We start from the raw sequence: 14877 nt of genomic DNA on the forward strand, positions 1-14877 counted from the left end.
GGCCGGTGCCCAAGGGGGTGAGGGAATGGGCGGTGGGCCCGGCTGGACGCCCTTCGGCTAGCGCGGGTCGCTCACGATGACACCGTCCTTCTCAGGGCCGGGCACGTGCCCCTCCTGCGCCGGTACGTCGGCTCCCGTGGCTTCCGGTGGGAGAGCCGCACTGTGCGCCGGGCCGTCGTGGCACTCGGGCAACGGCTCCTTGCGCCTGCGGGTCTGCTGCGCCCTGGCCACCAGAGGTTCGGTCCAGCGGGCTGCCAGCGGCCCCAGCACCACCAGGATCAGGACGTACGCCGTGGCGATCGGGCCGATCCTCGGTTCGGTGGCGACGGCCAGACCGGCGATCACGATGGAGAACTCACCGCGGGCGACCAGCGCGCCGCCCGCCCGCAGTCGACCGCGCGGTCCGATCCCGACCCGACCGGCCGCGTACCAACCGGTGAGGATCTTGGTGACCGCTGTGACCACGGCGAGCAGCAGTGCGGGCAGCAGCACCGGGGGAATCGCCGTCGGATCCGTGGAGAGTCCGAAGAAGACGAAGAACACCGCCGCGAAGAGGTCGCGCAACGGAGTGAGCAGCTTGCGCGCGCCTTCGGCGACCTCACCCGACAGTGCGATGCCCACGAGGAAGGCACCGACCGCAGCCGAGACCTGGAGTTCCTGCGCGATGCCCGCCACCAGCAGGGTCAGACCGAGGACCACCAGGAGCAGCATCTCGGGATTGTCCGACGAAACCGCGCGGCTGATCAGCCGTCCGTGTCGCAGCGCCAGATAGAGCACGATGCCGACCGCCCCGAGCGCGATCAGCAGAGTGATGCTGCCGCCGGCGAGCCCGACGCCCGCGAGTAGCGCCGTCAGCAGGGGGAGGTAGACGGCCATCGCCAGGTCTTCCATGACCAGGATGCCGAGGATCACCGGTGTCTCCCGGTTGCCCAGGCGCCCCAGGTCGGTCAGCACCTTGGCGATCACACCGGAGGAGGAGATCCAGGTGACACCCGCGAGGGCGACCGCCGCCACCGGCCCCCAGCCCAGCAGGAGTGCCGCTGCCGCACCCGGCAGCGCATTGAGGACGAAGTCGACCGCGCCCGACGGGTACTGGGTCTTCAGACTGCCGACCAGTTCGGACGCCGAGTACTCCAGGCCGAGCAGGAGCAGCAGCAGGATGACGCCGATCTCCGCGCCCACGGCGACGAAGTCCTCGCTGGCGCTCAGCGGCAGCAGCCCGCCCGTGCCGAACGCCAGCCCCACCAGCAGATAGAGCGGGATGGGGGAGAGGCCGATGCGTCCCGCGAACCGGCCTATCAGCCCCAGACCGAGAATGATCGCACCCAGCTCGATCAGCAGTTCGGTGGTGTGGTGCACGCTCAGCCTCCGGCGATGATCTCGACGAGGGCGTCGACGCCCTCACGGGTGCCGACCGCGACCAGGGTGTCGCCGCGGGCGAACCTGAAGTCCGGGCCGGGTGACGGGTGTGCGCTCGTACGGCGGAGTACGGCCACGATCGAGGCACCCGTACGGCTGCGGGCTTCCGTTTCGCCGAGCAGACGGCCCAGATAAGGGGAGCGGGCGCTGACGGGGATGTGCTCCGTGACCAGATCGATCCCGTCGGTCCGGACGGCGTCGATGGGTGCGGGGTCGATGAGGTGCGCCAGCGCGGTCGCCTCGGCTGAGGAAAGGGGCACCTCCAACTGACAGGCGTCCGGGTCGTCTGACGCGTAGAAGCCGAGGAACCGCCGTCCATCGTGGTGGACGACGACGGAAATGTGTCGTCCTGCCTCGGTGGTGAAGTCGTACTGCGTTCCGACTCCTGGCAGTGAGGTGCGACGGGTGCCCATGCTCGCCTCCCGAGGCGTGGGTCGTCCTCTCACCGCAGTTGGGTGAGCGGTAACTGGAATGAGATGTACCGGACAGTCTAAGGAGTCGATCAGGGCTGGTGGGAAGGGGTTCTCACGAAGCGTTCGCCGAAGGTGCCCGTCGGGCCGACACGCAGGTCGGGAAAACAGCCGATGCCGAGGCCGGGAAGCGATCGTGTGGGGAGAGGCGGGCCGCGATCGTGGGGGAGGTCGGTTCGGGTCTTGGCCAGACCCGCGGACCGATTCCGCTTCCACGGTCCTTCCACGGTCACGGGAACCGGCGCCGGAACCCTCCGCGGCCTTGCGGGCGGTCGATGGCCGTCTGGCGGCCCTTCGGCGGGCAGGTGCCGCGCCGCTGCTCAGGCTGCTCAGGCTGTTCGGGCTGTTCGGCGTGGGCCGGTCAGCCGGTCGTTGCACGCTGTGCGTACGACAGCGGATCCGAGAGCACGTCCTGCACCACCAGCCCTGCCGCACCCCGAGCCGCGTCCGCCGCGGGGGAGGCGGCCCGTAGCCGGGTGCCCGTCTGCGGCCACAGGCCCGAGACGACATGGGTGGAGAGTTCGATCGAGGCGCCCGGGATCAACCAGGGCGCCAGCGGGCCGTAGATGCCGCCGAGAACGACCGCCGCCGGGTCGAAGAGGTTCACGGCGCCGGACAGTACCCGGCCCAGCATCAACCCCGCCTGGTTGAGTGCGGCCAGGGCCCTGCCGTCGCCGGTGCGGGCCCGGCGCTCCAACTCGGCCAGCGCGGCGGCGCCGCTCGACCGGTCGATGTGTGCCGCACGCAGCATCGCCGACTGCCCCGCGTACTGCTCCAAGCAGCCCCGTGCGCCGCAGCGGCACTCGGGGCCGTCCTTGGCCACCATTACATGTCCGAGCTCGCCGGCGAAGCCGTGGGCGCCCCTGAGGAGTTCGCCGTCGAGGACCAGGGCGCCCCCGACACCGATCTCCCCCGTCAGATAGAGGAAGGTGCGGACGCGTCCGAGAGTGCCGAACCAGAGCTCGGCCAGGGCTGCCAGATTGGCCTGGTTCTCCGAGCGGACGGGGAGCGCGGGCAGTTCCGAGCGAAGGGCAGCGAGGGCGTGGGCGAAGGGTTCTTCGGCCGCCACCTGGCTCCAGCCCAGATTGGGCGCCTGCCATACCGTGCCGGACGACACCAGCCCGGGGAGGGCCAAGGTGGCTCCGACGGGCCGTAAGTCCTGTTCCGCCGCGGAGACGAGGGCGCGCGCCGTGATCGCCGCCGCCCGGCAGAGCACTTGTGCCGGGGGAGCCCCGCGGTTGTCGAGGTGCTCCACCAGCCGAACCCGGTCCGTGCCCGCCAGATCGACCACGCAGACGGCGACGTGGTCGACGTTGATCTCCGTACCGATACCGGCGACCCCGGTTCGCGCCACCTTCAGCACCGTGCCCGGCCGCCCCGCCAGTCCGCTGAACGTCTTCCCCGACTCGGAGAGGAATCCGCTGTCCAGGAGTTGTTCCACGAGGGAGGAGATGGCGGCACGGGTCAGTCCCACCCGGGCGGAGACCCCCGCTCGGGTGATCTCACCGGCGTCGCGCACCGCGCGGAGCACCAGGCTGAGGTTGTGGCGCCGCACCGTGTCCCGGCCGGCCTTCGGCTCCAGCGGGTCCCGACTGACCGCGCTGGTCAGTCGCACGCGTGCGCGCGGATCCATCAGCCCTGTGGTCCGCGGTATCCCAGGGACGCCTCGATCCTGCCGGCGAGCCCTTCCCGCCGTCTGGGCCCGCGACTAGTGGATCCGGCCAGCCAGGAGCGGCACTTGCTGCCGAGGAGGAGGCCGAAACTCTCCGCGTCGTTCTCCTCGGACTGGTCGAAGCGGGTACGGGCGGCGACCTTGAGCACGGTTGCCTGGAGATCGGCTTCGTCCGACAGCAGTCGAGCGGCGACCGCGGCGCCCTCGACGTGATGGGTGCAGTGGCCGGCCTTCATGTGCCACAGCTCGTGCCCGAGGATGACGAGTTGGTGGTCGGGGGCGGTCCGCTCCTCGATGACGATCAGGTCCTGATCGGTCATGTCGAGCCAGAGCCCGCTGGCCGTACCGGGAGGAAAGCTCGCCATGCGGTACCGCACGGGCCGGCCCCGGCGCTTGCTCATCTGGCCGCACAGGGCCGCGTAGAGGTCAGCGGGCTCGGCCGGGGCTGGCAGATCGATTCCGGCTACCAGCTCGCCGCAGAGCCGACGCATTTCTTTGCCAATGCTCACCGTTCTCCTCTCCCCCTCCGCGCCCGTACGCATGCGTGCGGCACTAACCCTGCCCTGACATCAGTCCTCATCTGAAGTCATGTTTCCGTCAGTCATGCGTCCGTCGGCTTCGTTGAATCGGCCGGTTCTGTCGGTTTCACACTTTCGAGCAGCATGTCGAGCCACTCGGTGACCTTGTCCCGGTGCTTGTCCGTGGGCAGTTGGGCGGCTCGCCAGGCGATGCCCCGCACCCCGTGGTCCTGAAGCAGTCGCTCCAGCGGATCGCCCTCGCCGGCGTAGTCCTGGAGCATGCGCTGTTCGGTGCGTTGGAGCGCGCCGTTGAGCGCGTCGGCGTCGTCGGCTGTCAGGAAGCCCGCGTGGACCTTGAAGAACCGCTGGATCGCGTCACAGTGCTCCATGGTCGGGCGGCGGTCCCCGTTGATCAGTGCACCCGCCTGCTGGCGGGACATGGCGGCGCCGTCCGCGATCTCCTGCTGGGTGTAGCGGCGCCCGTTGGGTTTGAGTCGGGTGCGTCGCAGCAGGTCGAACCGCTGGAGGAAGCGGGCCTGGAGGTCGGGTTGACCTGCGGGCCTGCCCTCCAGGAGCGCACCGACCACGTCGGTGGGGACTCCCGAAGCCTCGGAGAGTTTGTGTACGTCGAAGACCTCGCTGTGGCTTAGTCCTACTCTGCCTGCGAGTTCGGCGACGCGGGCGACCGACGCCGCCAGGGGGCCTGCGGTTGCCGGGCCCGGAACCAAGAAGCCGTCTGTCACCAGTAGGTCTCCTAGATCACGCGAGATGGCTCCGCACACAGTTGGCTGCCCGGAGATTAACCGTTTCCCGGACCGTCAGCCAGGTATTGCCACAGCTGTGGCGCGATCTCGGCGTTCAGCGACGTGGAATGCCACGATAGTTGACATGGTCGCTCCTGCGGTAGCAGGATCACCAGGCGGGGTGAAGATCAAAAGGCGCTACCGCGGCGGTACTTCGGGAAGCGGGAAGGGTGGCGTTCTCGATGACACATGAGGCGGGTGTTGACCGTCCTGGTGTCCACGGACGTCGAGGGTGCGCGGCTGCGGGCCGCGGGACCCTCCGGTCAAGGAGGCTCACCGACATACTGCGAGGACGTCGGGAAGAGCTGGGGCTCAGCGAGGCGGAGGTAGCCGCACGGCTCGACATCAGTGCAGGCGCGTACGGCAATTGGGAGCGTGCGGCCTCGGAGGAGTGGACCGACGACAAGCTGTACGCCCTCGTCAAGGCGTTGGAGATGACCGACCAGCAGGGCGGCTGGCTGTTCCGGCTCGCGGTGGACCGCGAGCCGCCCACGGCACTCGGGGGAGTGAAACCGCGGGTGACCTCGCCCCTGGGCCCCGCGCGACCCTCGGGACCCGCGTTCCCCTCCGGTCCCCTCCGTACCTATGCGCCGCTGCCCACGCCCGTCCGGCCCGCGGAGGTTCCGTCCGCGGAGGAGGAGCCGGGTCTTCAGGACCCCGGCATCAGGGCTTATCTGCGCGACTACGCGGCGATGATGGACTCCGTGCCCCTGCCGTCGGTCCTCTTCGACCAGCGCTGGGACGTGGCCCATGTGAACCCGGCGTTCCAGATGCTGTTCCGTGCCATGGGGGAGCACCCCACGGCGATGCCGGACCAGAACTTCCTGCGGTTCGTCCTGTTCCATCCCGATGCGGGAGCCGTACTGGGCGATCGGGAGACGAGTTGGTGCCTTCCGCTCCTCGCCCAACTGGAAACGGCTCTGGAGCGTTACGAGAACGACGGGGTGCTTCAGGCCATTCGCAGTGACATCGCCAACGACCCGATCATGGACGCCGCCTATCGCTGTGGACTGCCCCACTGGATGAGGGCCACGGGAGCCGCAGCCGTACACCACGACGGGGCTGTACGGCCGCTGTACCACCCGGACCCCGAGTGGGGGCGCGCCGAGTGCCGGATCGTGGACGAAACGCCAGCGACACTTCAGGACCGGGGATACACCCGTATGACGCTGGTGCTGCGCGAGCGGCCGTCCACATCCGGCACCCGGCGGGGTAAGGCCCATCTGCGGGCCGTCTCGGGCGGCTGACGAAGCCCGGGACATTCTCTGCGGCGTTTTGTGGCCTTGTGGCCGGCAACCGTACGGAAACGGAACAGGCGGCCGTACGAGCCCGGAGGGATCGGGCGCAGCGGCAGCGCCTGTGCGTTCGGGCGCGGACCGGGCGACCGCCCTCCACGTGCTTTCGATGCGACGGCCGCCGTGCTCCTCGGACGTCTCGGCACATCATCCCTTCGGGCCGCACAGCAAGCGGCCAGCGGATGGTGCCGGCCAGTGCTCCTGCCGAGAGCCGGTCGAGGCATGCGCTTCCTTCCCTGCCGCACGCGTTCCCCTCTTGTTTCCCTCCCTCTTGAAGTCGTCGCGCACGATCCTGAACTGACTCCTATCAGTGCGTCAGCCGGTCAGTCGTTTGCAACAAGCAACGAAGCATCTTTGCCGTGGACGGGTCACCGTGCGGCGGGCGTCACGCGCGGCCAAACATGAAGCGCAGGCCCAGGGCCAAGGTGGAAACGCCCTATCGTCGGACCCGTTGGACGTTCGCGTCGGTGCCAGGGTGGTCGAGCCGCGGCGAAAGGAGCGCATCGGCCCCCGGCCGACTCGACCCGTACCACCGACAGACGCTCCTGCGTCACTGCCCGCACTCCTCGAAACGGTCCGGCCCACTGCCCGACCCCCGACCGACCGGCGACACCGCTTCCCCTACCCAGTAAGGAACCATGCGATGGCCACCCCGCACGTCTTCCCCCTGGAGCCCACCCCGATCCATGTGCCCGACAAGGTCCTCGTTGACCTGCGTACCCGCCTCACATCGACCCGTCCGCCGCTGGACGAAGGCAATGAAGACTGGTCCTACGGCGTCCCGAGCAGCTATCTCCGTGAGCTCCTCGCCCATTGGCGGGACGGCTACGACTGGCGCAAGGCCGAGGCCGCCATCAACGCCCACGAGCACTACCAGGTGAGCGTCGCCGGTGTGCCGGTGCACTTCATGCGCAAGCCCGGCCGCGGCCCTCGCCCGATCCCGTTGATCCTCACCCACGGTTGGCCGTGGACGTTCTGGCACTGGTCGAAGGTGATCGACCCGCTCGCCGACCCGGCCGCGTCCGGCGGCGACCCCGCAGATGCGTTCGACGTCATCGTGCCGTCGCTGCCCGGCTTCGGATTCCCCGGCCCGCTCACCGGATTTGCGGACGTCAACTTCTGGAAGGTCGCCGACCTCTGGCACACCTTGATGACCGAGACGCTGGGATACGAGAAGTACGCCGCCGGAGGCTGCGACATCGGCGGGATCGTCTCCAGCCAGCTCGGCCACAAGTACGCCGACGAGTTGTACGGCATCCACATCGGCTCCGGGCTGCCGCTCGACTTCTTCACCGGCCACCGTGCCTGGGACTTCGCCCGGAACCGGCCGCTCACGGACGACCAGCCCGCCGATGTCCGCGCCCGCATCATCGAGTTGGACCACCGCTGGGCGCCCCACCTCGCCGTCCATATGCTCGACGGCGCCACCCTGGCCCACGGGCTGAGCGACTCGCCCGCCGGCCTGCTCGCCTGGCTACTGGAGCGCTGGAACGCCTGGAGCGACAACGGTGGTGACGTGGAGTCCGTCTTCACCAAGGACGACCTGCTCACCCACGCCACGATCTACTGGGTGAACAACTCCATCGCCACGTCGATGCGTTACTACGCCAATGCCAACCGCTATCCGTGGGTTCCCTCCCACGACCGCGCCCCGCTCGTGGAGGCCGCGGTCGGCCTCACCTTCGTCACCTATGAGAACCCGCCCGGCGTCCGGACCGCCGACGAGCGCGTACGGGCCTTCAAGACCGGCCCGCAATCCGACTGGTTCAACCATGTGAATGTCAATGCCCATGACCGCGGGGGACACTTCATCCCCTGGGAGAACCCCGATGCCTGGGTGAGCGACCTGCGCCGCACCTTTCACAGCCGCAGGCCCTGAACGACCCTGCGGGCCCGTCAGGCTCGCCGAGGCAGCCGATCGCAGCGGACGGAACGGGGGTGGAACGTCCGCCCCCGAACATGCGTGGGGCGGCCGACGTGTCCTCCCCAGGACACCCCGGCCGCCACCACTTCGGGCCGGGCCCGGCCTCCCCCCAGGAGGCCGGCCCCTTGAGCAGGTGCTCCCCCGCCTTCCCCCGCGCGGAAGCCTGCTCTACCCTTCCCCCATTTCCCCCGTGGTCCGGGTGGTTCGGGATGGTCCGACGTCTTCACCGTGTACTGCTGCCGTGCACCGCCCGTGACCGCTCTGCGGTCCGTTCCCCGGGCGGCTCGCCCTCACCGCAGGGACGCGATCGCCCATTCCGCCGCCAGGCAGACGGCCACTCCGGTTCCCAGCACCACCGTGGCCACGCGCGTACGCCCCTGCTTGCTCAGTACCAGGGCACTCCCCGAGAGAATCAGGGCGATGCCGTAGAACCCCATCGTGAGGACCGAGTGGGTGCTCCCGAGCCGAAGGGTCAGCATCAGTCCGACCGCGACCATGATGGCCGCGGAGAGCGCTATGCGGACATGACGAGCCTGACGTGGGGTGAGCCCCTGCCGTTCTGGGTCCGTGTTGGCTTCCGACATGCCCGGAAGACTATCCGTCTCGTCTGGGACCCGAGTGCCCGGTCCTGCGGTTGCGGTGATCACCACGTGCTGGGTTCCCCTCCATGCCGTCCGTCGTCTTCACCGGCCGTCGGCCAGCACTGACCGTGGTCGCCGCCGTGCACAGCGTCCGCCATCGCATCCCGCCTCACCGCTCGCACCGATGTTCCTATCTGAAAGAGCGGCCCTGGCCGCGTCCGGTGACATCCACTCGCCATAGCGGCGCGGTGCCGGTCAGTTGGCAGGCCACAAGGTAAAGCGGAATTGGTGGTGTGTAGGGGCTGCGGTCGTCGGGCCAACGAATCAGCCGGGGGTCAGTTGCCGGTACGAAAGCGCCCTGGGCGTAGTGGGAGGGCAAGGGCCAGGTCAACTCCTGGTCGGAGCCGGTCGGGACGATCCACCACCACCAGTCCGCATCCGCGAAGACACAGCCATTGCGGGGCAGCCGCCTCAGCAACCGGAATCCGAATCGGGCCGGTACGCCCACCGCGTCGCAACCGAGTGTGGCCACGACCGTGGGGGGCAGGACCAACCGGGTCAACCCTGCGACCTCCGTGCGCCGGCTGGTCCAGCTCAACCGGGCGGTCAACTGTTTCAACAAGATCGCTCCGTCCGTTGCGGAAAGTCCGCGCCGTACGGGACGTCCGTGTGGAGCAGCTCTGCCCAGACGACTCGACCGCTGCCCTGCTGGGTGGCGTGCGCCCCCCATGAGCTGGATACGGCCTCCACCAGGAGCAGACCACGTCCTCGCTCCTCGGCGGCTTGGGTGTGGCACACCCGTGGGCCGCTGGGTGCGCAGCCCTGGTCCCGCACGCTGATCCGCAGCCGTTCGACATCGTTGAGCAACTCGCAGGTGATCCGGTGGCTTCCGCTGTGGACGACGGCGTTGGTGACCAGTTCGGAGACCACCAGCATGGCTGTGTCATGGACGTCGCCGCCTATGCCCCAGCAGTCCAATCGATCGCGAGCGAGCTTTCGGGCTGTGGAGACATACTCGACGCGCGCCGGCAGCTCGAAGCCGTACCGATGGTGGTCGGCCCCGGAGCACGGGTCCAGGAGTGGGGCGTGGAGCGCGTCACGATTCACCTGACCACTGTTGCGTTGGAATGGACAACTTGGCAAGACCCACTCTGAAATTTTCAGAGTGGGCATATTCATCGATGCGAGCGCGTGGCAGACTGCTGCCAACAACAGCACGTGGGGAGGTCTCGAAGTGAGCGAACCGCGGTCCGCCCCCACGGTGGGGCAGGTCGTACTCGGCAAGCGCTTGCAGGATCTGCGCGAGCGCGCCGGGCTGAGGCGCGAGGAAGCAGCCAAGGTCCTTCGGGTTGCCGCGGGCACGATTCGCCGCATGGAGACCGCCGAGGTCGCACTGAAGATCCCGTATGTGCAGCTACTTCTGGGCGCCTACGGAATCAGCGATCACGAGGCCCGCGGGTTCATCGAACTCGCCGAGGAAGCGAACAAGCCCGGCTGGTGGCAGCGCTTTCACGATGTGCTGCCCGGCTGGTTCAGCATGTACGTCAGCCTGGAGGGTGCGGCGAGCCTCATTCGGGCCTACGAGCCGCACTTCGTGCCCGGTCTGCTCCAGACGGAGGAGTACGCCCGGGCGATCATGCTCAGCGGTGCCGTGGGTCAGACCGACCCCGACGACATAGAGCGTCATGTGGCACTGCGCATGGAACGCCAGGCCCTGCTGACCCAGCCCAATGCGCCGAGGCTGTGGGTGATCATGGATGAGACGGTCTTCCGTAGACCCGTGGGCAGTCCGGCGGTGATGAGGGGCCAGATCGATCGGATCCTCGAAGGCGCTGAACTGCCCCATGTGACGCTACAGATCGCACAGTTCTCCTCGGGGCACCATCCCGGTACCTATGGGCCGTTCGTGCTGTTCCGCTTCGCCGTCCCTGAACTCCCCGACATGGTCTACAGCGAGTACCTGACGGGTGCGGTCTATCTCGACGCGCGCCCCGAGGTCGCTTCCCACCTGGAGGTTTTGGACCGCATGGCGGCTCAGGCGGCGCCTGCACAACGCACGAAGGAGATCCTCCGGGGTCTCCGCAAGGAGCTATGAATGGACCACATATACAACGGCATGCCGGCCACCGAGTTGGGTGAGGTGGGCTGGCACAAGCCGTGGAGCGGTGGTAACGGCGGCAATTGCTTCGAGACCATGAAGCTCGCCGACGGTCGGGTGGCGGTGCGCCAGTCCGCCGACCCCGGCGGGCCCGCCCTGATCTACACGCCGAGCGAGATCGCCGCGTTCATTCAGGGAGCCAAGGCCGGACAGGCCGACTTCCTGCTCACCTGACCGTTCGACCGCTGGGGCATGGTCTCCGATCCTTGCCGCGCCCGTTGTCGCGCCTTTGGCCTCTGTGCATGCATGAGGGACCGGGCACCCCTGAAGGGCCGGCACGTTCGAAGCACGGGCACCGGCGTGCGGGCACCATGACCGCACGCCGTCACCTACAGTACACGCGCTACCACCCGACGCTCCGAACCCTGGGGGAGTCCGTATGTCCGATGAGCAGACCGGAGCCGCGGCCGGGGGAGGGTTCGTCGAGTCCGGGGCATGGATTTCCGTTCCACGTTCAACCAGTGCGGTTGCGCAGGCGTTGGTCCTCGTCGATGCCCAGCGGGGATTCCTCTGCGGTGAACAGGCCGTGCCCGATGCCGATCGACTCATCGACCGATGGACCCTCCTGCTCGACCGCGCCCGCGCCGCAGGCGCGCTGGTCGTTCATCTGCGCAATGACGGCGAGCCGGGTGCGGTCGACGAGCCGGGCTCTCCGGGTTGGCATCTCCAGCTACCGGTGGTCGAGTCCGACGACGAGCACGTCGTGTCCAAGGCGGACGACGACGGGTTCACGGAGACGGACCTCGGTGCACTCCTCGACCGCAGGGGGGTACAGAGCGTTGTGATCGGCGGTGTGCTGTCCGAGATGTGTGTCAGCGCGACCGCCCGCGGTGCGCTGGAGCGCGGGCTGGAAGTCGTCCTGCCCCATGACGCCCATGCCAGCTACGGGCTCGACGACATTCCCGCGTCGGTCGTTTCCCGAGTGGCCGAACACGCACTGGGTTCGGATCCCGTGTTCGTCCCGTCGTCCGAGGCCGTACGGTTCACCTCGGCCCCTGCCGAATGACCGGCTGAGCGGGCAGGTCTCACAGCGGCGCCACCCCGGCTCGAACCGGAGCCCGGAGCCCTGCGCCACGGTCGCCGATCCAGCGCGGGAGAATGGACCCATGGCCCGACGCAACTCCCGCCACCAAGGCGACACGGCTCCCGCTCTGACCACAGCCTCCCCCTGCCCCTGCGGGCTGCCCGCCGCGTACGGGCAGTGCTGCGGGCGCTTCCACACGGGGGAGGCCGCCGCACCCACCGCCGAACTCCTGATGCGCTCGCGCTACGCGGCCTTCGTCGCTCGGGACATGGCCTATCTCCTGCGCACCTGGCACCCCACCACCCGACCCGTGCAACTGGAACTCGACCCCGCTATGCGGTGGACGGGGTTGGAGATCCTGGAGGTCATCGACGGCAGCCCGTTCCACTCCATCGGTTCGGTCACCTTCCGGGCCCGCTACCGACACCACGGCAATCGCGGTGCGCTGCACGAACGCAGCAGGTTCGAGCGCGCGGGCGGCGCCTGGACCTATGTGGACGGCACCTTCATCGAGTGAGCGCGGTCTTCTCCGCCGACCGGGGCAGCCCCTCCGCCAGGTCCTCCACCAGCAGTCGCTTGGCGATCGCATCGACCGCCGCCCGTAGTCCAGGCCCGGCCGGGCGCCCGATGTCCCGCTCCAGCTGATCTCCCAACCACCCCTGCCACGCCCGGGTGATCACCGCGGCTTCCCGCTCCCCGTCCCTGGTGAGGCTGTAGTAGTCGCCCTGGCGCGAGACGAACCCCTCGGTGACCATCCGATCGAAGACCGGGGCCAGCACTTCGGGAGGCAACCGGTGCCGTGCCGCGATCAGAGCCGTACTCGCATGACCCACCAGCCGGGTCATCATCTCGACCTGCATCACCACCCAGGCACCCGCGATGTCCAGTCGGCTCGCAGAGCCCTCCACCAGGGTGCGCGCGGTGTCCGGCCCCGCCCGCGACACGATGGTGGCCACCGCGCCCTCCAGCAGCTTGGCCGAATCGCCCGAGGTCGGCGAAGAGAAACTGTCCCCCAGATCGATCGATGCCTCACGCGCCGTGTCCCGCAGCGGCACTTCCTTGAGGAAGAGGGCGATCAGCACCCCCAGGACCGCAACCGGAACCGTCCAGAGGAACACCGTGTGCAGCGCGTCCGCGTACGCCTGCACGATCGGCTCCTGCTGCTGTGGCGGCAGCTGCCGCACCCCCGCGGGGCTGCGTGCGAGTCGGGCGACCGTGGCCGCGTCCACCCCACCGGCGCCGATCGCCTCACGGATTCCCCGACTCAGATGCGGCACGAGCGAGTTGGTGTAGATCGTGCCGAACACCGCCGCGCCGAACGAACTCCCGAGCGTACGGAAGAAGGTGACTCCGGAGGTCGCCGTACCGAGGTCCGCGTACTCCACGGTGTTCTGGACCGCGATCGTGAGCACCTGCATCGACAGTCCGATTCCGCTGCCGAGGACGAACATGTACAGCGACTCCAGCCAGGTCGCCGTGCCCGGCTCCATCAAGGACAGGAGGTAGAGGCCGATGCCCATCACGAGGGAGCCGAAGATCGGAAAGAGTCGGTAGCGGCCGGTTCTGCTGACGACGATGCCGCTGAACACCGAGGCGATCAACAGCCCCGCCACCATGGGCAGGGTGCGCACCCCCGACATCGTCGCCGAGTCTCCGTCCACGTACTGGAGATAGGTCGGCAGGAATGTCATCGCGCCGAGCATGGCGAAGCCCACGATGAAGCTCAGTACGGAACACACGGTGAAGACGGGGTTGCGAAAGAGCCGCATCGGCAGCATCGGCTCGGCGGCCCGTTGTTCCACCAGGCAGAAGAGTCCGAGCGCCAGGGTGCCGCCGACGAACAGGCCGATGATGACCGATGAGCTCCAGCCGTACTCGTTGCCGCCCCAACTGGTGCCCAGGATCAGGGCGCTGGCGCCGATGGCGACCAGGGCGATTCCGAGGTAGTCGATGATCGGGCGGCTCGCGGAACGCACGGTGGGAATCGTCCGGGCCGCGGCGATGACGACGGCGATCGCCAGGGGCACATTGATGTAGAAGGCCCAACGCCAGCTCAACTGGTCGGTGAACCAGCCGCCGAGCAGCGGCCCGATCACCGTGGCGACGCCGAAGACGGCACCGATGGCGCCCTGGTACTTCCCGCGTTCCCGCAGCGGCACCACATCAGCGATCAGCGCCATGGAGGTGACCATCAGCCCGCCCGCACCGATGCCCTGCATGCCGCGCCACACGATGAGGAGGGTCATGTTGCCGGCGAGGCCGCAGAGGAACGAGCCGGTGATGAAGATGATCGCCGAGACCTGGAAGATCAGCTTCCGACCGAAGAGGTCACCGAACTTGCCGACCAGTACGGTGGCCACCGTCTCCGCGAGCAGATAGGACGTGACCACCCAGGACATATGGTCGCCGCCGCCCAGATCCGCCACGATCGTCGGCAAGGCGGTGCCCACGATCGTCTGGTCCAACGCTGCCAGCAACATCCCGAGCATGATCGTGCCGAAGACGATGTTGCGCTGTCGTACGTCGAGTACGGGCGGTGCCACGGCGGGTGCGGGGGCATCGGTGGTCTCGGTCACCCTCGCAGCTTCACACCGCCGCAGGTCAGCCGCATGCGGTGAGGTCCGCCCGGGGCAATGGGCAAGGGGCGGAGGTGTGGGCGGTGTGGTGCGGTTCGGTGCTGTCAGGGGCCGGTGATGACCGCGGGTCAGCCGTAGGCGCGGTTGGGGCGGATCATCAACAGGGGGTGATGGGCGGCGAGGATCTTGTTGGCGCGGGCCACCACCGACAGCAGATGTTCCCGGTCGGCACGGTCGTCGGGGCAGAGGGGACCGCGGAACCGGTGCACCTCGCGGGCGGCACTGTCCGCTTCGATCTCCGCTTCCAGCACATGGGCCGGCATGCAGGACCCGATCAAGGCGGCCACACGGTCGGGGATCGGTACGGGGATGAGGGGCGAGGGAGTCACGGTCCAGTCCTTTTGTCTGCTCGGGCGCCGGTGCTCCGGCAGGGCCCG

Annotated in this window: 16 protein-coding genes; 6 read left to right on the forward strand and 10 right to left on the reverse strand. The window is 68.6% G+C overall.

The window, feature by feature from the left end:
* Positions 1–57: 57 nt before the first annotated feature.
* The 5 genes from OID54_RS31020 to OID54_RS31040 form a co-directional block, all read right to left on the reverse strand.
* Positions 58–1359: a cation:proton antiporter gene (locus OID54_RS31020; protein WP_329024944.1), complete on the reverse strand. Its 1302-nt coding sequence runs from the start codon at positions 1357–1359 to the stop codon at positions 58–60.
* A gap of 2 nt (positions 1360–1361) precedes the next feature.
* On the reverse strand, positions 1362–1832 hold the full coding sequence (locus tag OID54_RS31025) for a cation:proton antiporter regulatory subunit (RefSeq protein ID WP_329024945.1): 471 nt from the start codon (positions 1830–1832) through the stop codon (positions 1362–1364).
* A gap of 418 nt (positions 1833–2250) precedes the next feature.
* A complete protein-coding gene (locus tag OID54_RS31030; protein WP_443055702.1) occupies positions 2251–3522 on the reverse strand; it encodes an ROK family protein in 1272 nt (423 codons plus the stop codon).
* A complete protein-coding gene (locus tag OID54_RS31035; protein ID WP_329027882.1) occupies positions 3522–4052 on the reverse strand; it encodes a toxin-antitoxin system, toxin component in 531 nt (176 codons plus the stop codon). The genes OID54_RS31030 and OID54_RS31035 overlap by 1 nt, the downstream gene beginning before the upstream one ends.
* Before the next feature lie 110 nt (positions 4053–4162).
* Entirely contained in the window at positions 4163–4822 is a 660-nt protein-coding gene (locus tag OID54_RS31040; protein ID WP_329024946.1) for a helix-turn-helix transcriptional regulator, read from the reverse strand.
* Between the two features lie 242 nt (positions 4823–5064).
* Between OID54_RS31040 and OID54_RS31045 the strand changes: the two genes are divergently transcribed.
* Both OID54_RS31045 and OID54_RS31050 read left to right on the forward strand, forming a co-directional pair.
* Positions 5065–6129 (forward strand): helix-turn-helix domain-containing protein, encoded by a 1065-nt coding sequence (locus OID54_RS31045; RefSeq protein WP_329024947.1) that lies wholly within the window; start codon positions 5065–5067, stop codon positions 6127–6129.
* A gap of 691 nt (positions 6130–6820) precedes the next feature.
* Complete coding sequence (locus tag OID54_RS31050) at positions 6821–8056, forward strand: epoxide hydrolase family protein (protein ID WP_329024949.1); 1236 nt, start codon at positions 6821–6823, stop codon at positions 8054–8056.
* A 335-nt stretch (positions 8057–8391) separates the two neighbouring features.
* Here OID54_RS31050 and OID54_RS31055 read toward each other — a convergent pair whose 3' ends face one another.
* From OID54_RS31055 to OID54_RS31065, 3 genes are all read right to left on the reverse strand, one after another.
* Entirely contained in the window at positions 8392–8685 is a 294-nt protein-coding gene (locus OID54_RS31055) for a hypothetical protein (protein ID WP_329024951.1), read from the reverse strand.
* A gap of 187 nt (positions 8686–8872) precedes the next feature.
* A complete protein-coding gene (locus tag OID54_RS31060) occupies positions 8873–9292 on the reverse strand; it encodes a hypothetical protein (RefSeq protein ID WP_329027884.1) in 420 nt (139 codons plus the stop codon).
* Between the two features lie 5 nt (positions 9293–9297).
* Positions 9298–9789: an ATP-binding protein gene (locus OID54_RS31065; protein WP_329024953.1), complete on the reverse strand. Its 492-nt coding sequence runs from the start codon at positions 9787–9789 to the stop codon at positions 9298–9300.
* 127 nt (positions 9790–9916) lie between these two features.
* Between OID54_RS31065 and OID54_RS31070 the strand changes: the two genes are divergently transcribed.
* The 4 genes from OID54_RS31070 (at position 9917) to OID54_RS31085 (ending at position 12381) form a co-directional block, all read left to right on the forward strand.
* Positions 9917–10777: a helix-turn-helix domain-containing protein gene (locus OID54_RS31070; protein ID WP_329024955.1), complete on the forward strand. Its 861-nt coding sequence runs from the start codon at positions 9917–9919 to the stop codon at positions 10775–10777.
* Complete coding sequence (locus OID54_RS31075) at positions 10778–11014, forward strand: DUF397 domain-containing protein (protein WP_329024957.1); 237 nt, start codon at positions 10778–10780, stop codon at positions 11012–11014.
* A gap of 205 nt (positions 11015–11219) precedes the next feature.
* Positions 11220–11846 carry an isochorismatase family protein gene (locus OID54_RS31080; RefSeq protein WP_329024959.1) on the forward strand — a complete coding sequence of 209 codons (627 nt, stop codon included), beginning with the start codon at positions 11220–11222 and terminating at the stop codon, positions 11844–11846.
* Between the two features lie 100 nt (positions 11847–11946).
* A complete protein-coding gene (locus tag OID54_RS31085; protein ID WP_329024961.1) occupies positions 11947–12381 on the forward strand; it encodes a YchJ family protein in 435 nt (144 codons plus the stop codon).
* Here OID54_RS31085 and OID54_RS31090 read toward each other — a convergent pair.
* A complete protein-coding gene (locus OID54_RS31090; RefSeq protein WP_329024963.1) occupies positions 12371–14440 on the reverse strand; it encodes an MDR family MFS transporter in 2070 nt (689 codons plus the stop codon). The genes OID54_RS31085 and OID54_RS31090 overlap by 11 nt on opposite strands.
* A gap of 128 nt (positions 14441–14568) precedes the next feature.
* A complete protein-coding gene (locus OID54_RS31095; RefSeq protein ID WP_329024965.1) occupies positions 14569–14829 on the reverse strand; it encodes a hypothetical protein in 261 nt (86 codons plus the stop codon).
* Positions 14830–14877: the final 48 nt, after the last annotated feature.

It is taken from the genome of Streptomyces sp. NBC_00690 (genome assembly GCF_036226685.1).
Lineage (GTDB): Bacteria > Actinomycetota > Actinomycetes > Streptomycetales > Streptomycetaceae > Streptomyces.